The sequence below is a fragment of the Streptomyces sp. genome, assembly GCF_050698815.1.
In the GTDB taxonomy this organism is placed as follows: domain Bacteria; phylum Actinomycetota; class Actinomycetes; order Streptomycetales; family Streptomycetaceae; genus Streptomyces.
This window is the reverse complement of sequence record NZ_JBOHCV010000353.1, coordinates 1-5254: the sequence shown is the minus strand read 5'-3', so window position 1 is coordinate 5254 and position 5254 is coordinate 1. Positions and strand designations below refer to the sequence as shown.

Here is a 5254-nt window from a genome sequence, read left to right as displayed (position 1 = left end):
CTCCGCAGCTGATGCGCGTCACCTTGAGCCTCCAGGCTGTTACGAATCGTCACCTGTGCGATTGACAGCCTCGGACAAAGGTGCCCGGGCCAAGTTCCGCCAACCGCCTCCGCACACTCAACGACGGTCACCCAAAAGAGTTACGGCTTTCGGCCACCGCCACCAGCACTCTACGTGATCACTCGTACACAGATCTGCCGCATCGCGCTGAAGCGTTTCCTCGTGTGGCGCATTTTACCTTTTGCCCTATTTGGCCTGACTCCGCTCCACCCCTTCGCTCGCCTTCGACTAGGTTCGCAACGGGTCATATTTGTCTATAAATGGCTCTGATCACCCTGAAGCCCGCCGTCGAGAGGACACGCAATGGCAGACTTCTCCCGCCTTCCGGGCCCGAACGCCGATCTGTGGGACTGGCAGCTGCTGGCCGCCTGCCGCGGGGTGGACAGTTCGCTCTTCTTCCACCCCGAGGGCGAGCGCGGCGCGGCCCGAAGCGCGCGCGAGGCATCCGCCAAGGAGGTCTGCATGCGCTGCCAGGTCCGCACCGAGTGCGCGGCGCACGCCATGGCGGTGCGCGAGCCGTACGGAGTGTGGGGAGGCCTGACCGAGGACGAGCGCGAGGAACTGATGGGCCGCGCCCGCAGCCGGCTCGTCGCCGTACCGGACAGCCAGAGCTGACCCCCGCTCCGGACCGCCCCTCCGGACCGAAATTCAATCCCTCCCGGGCCTCCGCGCACTTAGCCTGACGCCCATGGAGCTGCTGTCAGTCAACGTCGCCACGCCGCACCGCGCCCCCTACACCGACGCCCCGGGCAACCTCACCGGAATCGACAAGCGCCCCATCGCCGGCCCGGTCCGGGTGACCGCCCCCGGTCAGAAGGGCATCGGCGGCAGCGCACTGGCCGGCGACACCATCGGCGATCAGCACCACCACGGCGGCAACGACCAGGCCGTTTACGCCTTCGCCCGCGAGGACCTGGACAGCTGGGAACCGGGACTGGGCCGCGACCTCACCAACGGCGCCTTCGGCGAGAACCTCACCACCCGCGGCCTGGACGTCAACGACGCTCTCATCGGAGAGCGCTGGCTCATCGGCGACGACGTGATCCTCGAGGTGAACTCGGCCCGCATCCCCTGCAGTACGTTCGCCGGCTGGCTCGACGAGCGCGGCTGGGTGAAGCGCTTCACCGACGCGGGTGCGCCCGGCGCGTACCTGCGGGTGATCCAGCCCGGCGAAGTACGCGGCGGCGATCCCATCCGGATCGTCCACCGCCCGGACCACGAGGTGACCGTCACCTTCCTCTTCCGTGCCCTGACCATCCGGCCCGAACTGCTGCCCCGCGTCCTCGCCGCGGGCGACGCCCTCCACCCCGAGGCCCACCGGAAGGCCCTGCGGCGCACCGCCGGCTGAGGCGCGATCACGTGGGACTACCGTGCCCCCATGACGACTGCGTTGATTACGGGAGCGACAGCCGGTATCGGAGCCGCCTTCGCGCGACGGCTCGCACGCGACGGCCACGACGTCGTACTGGTCGCCCGCGACAAGGACCGGCTGCGCGCCCGGGCGGCCGAACTGCACGACCAGCACGGCATCGAGGCGTCCGTCCTGGTCGCCGACCTCGCCACCGACATGGGCATCTCAGCCGTCGAGACCCGCCTCCAGGACGCTGACAACCCCGTCGACCTGCTGATCAACAACGCGGGCTTCGGCAACAAGGGCGCCTTCCTCGACGTCCCCATGGCGGACGAGCTCACCATGCTCAAGGTCCACTGCGAGGCGGTCCTGCGTCTCACCTCGGCCGCCACCACGAGCATGCGCGCCCGCCACCGCGGCGGCGTCGTCAACGTCGCCTCGGTGGCGGCGTTCGTGCCGCGCGGCACGTACGGGGCGAGCAAGGCGTGGGTCGTCCAGTTCACGCAGGGCGCGGCGAAGGACCTGGCGGGATCGGGCCTGCGGCTGCTGGCGCTCTGCCCCGGTTTCGTCCGCACGGAGTTCCACGAGCGCGCCGGCATGGACGCCGGCAACGTTCCCGGCTGGATGTGGCTGGACGCCGACAAGGTGGTCGACGCGGCGATGAAGGACCTGGCGCGCGGCAAGACGCTCTCCGTCCCGGACCCCCGTTACAAGGCCCTCATGGGCGCGACCCACCTCATCCCCCGCAACCTTCTCTCCCGCGCCTCCTCCACGACGGGCCGGCGTTACGGACCTCGGTAGTTCGCCGAAGTGCGCACTCGGAGGCGCACACACGACTGAGGCCCGGCACCCCCCAAGGGGGTACCGGGCCTCAGTCGGCTCAGCCGCACACGAGTGCGTCAGTGCGAGTGGCCGTGGCCGCCGCCGGCGGCCTCTTCTTCCTCGGCCGGCTTCTCGACGACCAGCGTCTCCGTCGTCAGCAGCAGCGACGCGATCGACGCCGCGTTCTCCAGCGCGGAGCGGGTGACCTTGACGGGGTCGATGACGCCCGCCTTGATGAGGTCGCCGTAGTCGCCGGTGGCCGCGTTGAAGCCCTGGTTACGGTCCAGGTCGGCCACCTTCGAGGTGATGACGTACCCCTCGAGGCCCGCGTTCTCGGCGATCCAGCGCAGCGGCTCGACCACGGCACGCCGCACGACGGCGACACCGGTGGCCTCGTCGTCGAGCTTGCCGAGCGAGCCCTCCAGCACCTTCGCGGAGTGCACGAGCGCGGAGCCGCCACCGGAGACGATGCCCTCCTCGACCGCGGCGCGGGTCGCGGAGATGGCGTCCTCCAGACGGTGCTTCTTCTCCTTGAGCTCGACCTCGGTCGCGGCACCGACGCGGATGACACAGACGCCGCCGGCCAGCTTGGCCAGCCGCTCCTGCAGCTTCTCGCGGTCCCAGTCGGAGTCCGTGGCGTCGATCTCGCCCTTGATCTGGGCGACCCGGGCCTGCACGTCCTCGCTCTTGCCGGCACCGTCGACGATCGTGGTGTCGTCCTTGGTGATGGTGACGCGACGGGCGGTGCCCAGCACGTCCAGGCCGGCCTGGTCCAGCTTGAGCCCGACCTCCTCGGCGATCACGGTGGCGCCGGTCAGCGTCGCCATGTCACCGAGCATCGCCTTGCGGCGGTCGCCGAAGCCGGGCGCCTTGACGGCGACGGCGTTGAACGTGCCGCGGATCTTGTTGACGACGAGGGTGGAGAGCGCCTCGCCCTCGACGTCCTCGGCGATGATCAGCAGCGGCCGGGAGCCACCGGACTGCATGATCTTCTCCAGCAGCGGCAGCATGTCCTGGATGGACCCGATCTTGCCCTGGTGGATGAGGATGTACGGGTCGTCCAGTACCGCCTCCATCCGCTCCTGGTCGCTGACCATGTACGGGGAGAGGTAGCCCTTGTCGAAGGCCATGCCCTCGGTGAAGTCGAGCTCCAGGCCGAAGGTCTGGGACTCCTCGACGGTGATGACACCGTCCTTGCCGACCTTGTCCATCGCCTCGGCGATGAGCTCGCCGACCTGCTTGTCCTGGGCGGACAGACCGGCGACGGAGGCGATGTCCTCCTTGGAGTCGATCGGCCGGGCGTTGGCGATCAGGTCGTCGGAGATGGCCTTGACCGCCGCGTCGATGCCCTTCTTCAGGGCGGCCGGGGAGGCGCCGGCGGCGACGTTGCGCAGGCCCTCGCGGACCAGCGCCTGGGCGAGCACGGTGGCGGTGGTGGTGCCGTCACCCGCGATGTCGTTGGTCTTGGTCGCCACCTCCTTCACCAGCTGGGCGCCCAGGTTCTCGTACGCGTCGTCGACCTCGACCTCGCGGGCGATGGTGACGCCGTCGTTGGTGATGGTCGGGGCGCCGAACTTCTTGTCGATGACGACGTTGCGGCCGCGGGGGCCGATCGTCACCTTGACGGTGTCGGCGAGCTTGTTGACGCCGCGCTCAAGGGCACGACGGGCGTCCTCGTCGAATTTCAGGATCTTGGCCATGGGAGCTGTCGGTTCCTCTCGAACGAACTGCACCCCGGGCCCGGCAGCTCACGCATGACGGGCACCGGGGCGCAGATCAAAAGCAGACTTCGGCTTGCTTCGGTGACTTACTTCTCGACGATCGCGAGCACGTCGCGGGCCGAGAGCACGAGGTACTCCTCGCCGTGGTACTTCACCTCGGTGCCGCCGTACTTGCTGTACAGCACGATGTCGCCGACGGAGACGTCGAGCGGCAGGCGGTTACCGTCCTCGAAGCGACCCGGGCCGACGGCCAGGACGGTGCCCTCCTGGGGCTTCTCCTTGGCAGTGTCCGGAATGACCAGGCCTGAAGCCGTGGTCTGTTCGGCGTCGAGCGGCTGGACCACGATGCGGTCCTCGAGCGGCTTGATGGCAACCTTGGAACTGGTGGCGGTCGTCACGATCCGACCTCCCCCTTCGGTGATCTCAGCGGGGTGTGAATGTCTGGGGTGGCGACCTGGTAGATCCGTCGTCGCGGGTGCCGGATCTGCCCGTCGCGTACTTCTTCTGGCACTCCCCTCAGGAGAGTGCCAGAACCGAGATTATGCCTCGGTTAGCACTCCGTCAACCAGAGTGCCAACCGGTCAGAGATAGTCCTCCAGGCGCCCCACGGCGTAACCCTGTTTCGCGGCCAGTCTCAGCACCCGGCGTGTCATGTCGGCCATGGTGCCGTCCCAGTCGCCGGGCCCCCGGTAGTGGGTCAGGATGATCGCACCCGGATAGAGCTCGGCGCCCGGCTCCGAGAACTCGATCCGGTCGGCCCACGCCTCCACCCCCCAGAGCACTACGGCGTCCAGCCCGCAGCGGCGCGCGGCGCGCAGCGTGTCCTCGTCGTACGCCCCGTAGGGCGGCCGGAAGAGCCGCGGCTCCGGGCCGCCCAACTCCGCCTTGAGGCGGCTCTGCTGGCCGCAGATCTGGCGCCGTTGCTTCCGGTAGGAGAGCGCCGGCAGGTAGCGGTGGTGGAGGGTGTGGTTCTGCGCGGTGGCGCCGAGCGCCTGGAGTTCGCGGAAGTAGCCGTAGCCCGCGCCGCGCAGGGCCTCCTCGTCGGTGAGGAAGGACGTCACCGGCAGGTCCAGTTCGCGCACCATCCGGAGGAACTCCGGGTCCTTCGCGGCCCCGTCGTCGATGGTCAGGAAGATGACCTTGTCGCGGGTAGGGATGGAGCGCAGGACCTGCGCGCCGCGGACGCGCGGTTTGACGGCCGGCGGGGCGGGCCGCGCCGGCGGCGGCTTCTTCAGCCCCCAGCGGCGGTAGGCGGCGAGCCGCTGCTGGATGTGCTCGGCGTGGGCGTTCAGGACCTCGG

General features: G+C 69.2%; 6 protein-coding genes. 3 read left to right on the top strand and 3 right to left on the bottom strand.

From position 1 onward, the window contains the following. Positions 1 to 363 precede the first annotated feature (363 nt). The 3 genes from ACRDP3_RS12890 to ACRDP3_RS12880 all read left to right on the top strand — a co-directional run bounded on the left by ACRDP3_RS12890 (position 364) and on the right by ACRDP3_RS12880 (position 2212). Positions 364 to 675 carry a WhiB family transcriptional regulator gene (locus ACRDP3_RS12890; protein ID WP_431517045.1) on the top strand — a complete coding sequence of 104 codons (312 nt, stop codon included), beginning with the start codon at positions 364 to 366 and terminating at the stop codon, positions 673 to 675. A 73-nt stretch (positions 676 to 748) separates the two neighbouring features. Next, positions 749 to 1408: an MOSC domain-containing protein gene (locus ACRDP3_RS12885; RefSeq protein WP_431517044.1), complete on the top strand. Its 660-nt coding sequence runs from the start codon at positions 749 to 751 to the stop codon at positions 1406 to 1408. 30 nt (positions 1409 to 1438) lie between these two features. Continuing rightward, on the top strand, positions 1439 to 2212 hold the full coding sequence (locus ACRDP3_RS12880) for an SDR family NAD(P)-dependent oxidoreductase (protein ID WP_431517043.1): 774 nt from the start codon (positions 1439 to 1441) through the stop codon (positions 2210 to 2212). 98 nt (positions 2213 to 2310) lie between these two features. Here the strand turns inward: ACRDP3_RS12880 and groL are convergent, their stop codons facing one another. The 3 genes from groL to ACRDP3_RS12865 form a co-directional block, all read right to left on the bottom strand. Further along, entirely contained in the window at positions 2311 to 3933 is a 1623-nt protein-coding gene (gene groL, locus ACRDP3_RS12875) for a chaperonin GroEL (protein WP_431517042.1), read from the bottom strand. A 107-nt stretch (positions 3934 to 4040) separates the two neighbouring features. After that, a complete protein-coding gene (gene groES / locus ACRDP3_RS12870) occupies positions 4041 to 4352 on the bottom strand; it encodes a co-chaperone GroES (protein ID WP_431517041.1) in 312 nt (103 codons plus the stop codon). A 183-nt stretch (positions 4353 to 4535) separates the two neighbouring features. After that, positions 4536 to 5254: polysaccharide deacetylase family protein (locus tag ACRDP3_RS12865; RefSeq protein WP_431517040.1), on the bottom strand; the 719-nt coding region annotated here is incomplete at its 5' end.

Excerpts from the sequence above, each read along its gene's own strand:
- ACRDP3_RS12890 (WP_431517045.1), top strand. The coding sequence starts at position 364 with ATGGCAGACTTCTCCCGCCTTCCGGGCCCGAACGCCGATCTGTGGGAC.
- ACRDP3_RS12885 (WP_431517044.1), top strand. The coding sequence starts at position 749 with ATGGAGCTGCTGTCAGTCAACGTCGCCACGCCGCACCGCGCCCCCTAC.
- ACRDP3_RS12880 (WP_431517043.1), top strand. The coding sequence starts at position 1,439 with ATGACGACTGCGTTGATTACGGGAGCGACAGCCGGTATCGGAGCCGCC.
- groL (WP_431517042.1), bottom strand. The coding sequence starts at position 3,933 with ATGGCCAAGATCCTGAAATTCGACGAGGACGCCCGTCGTGCCCTTGAG.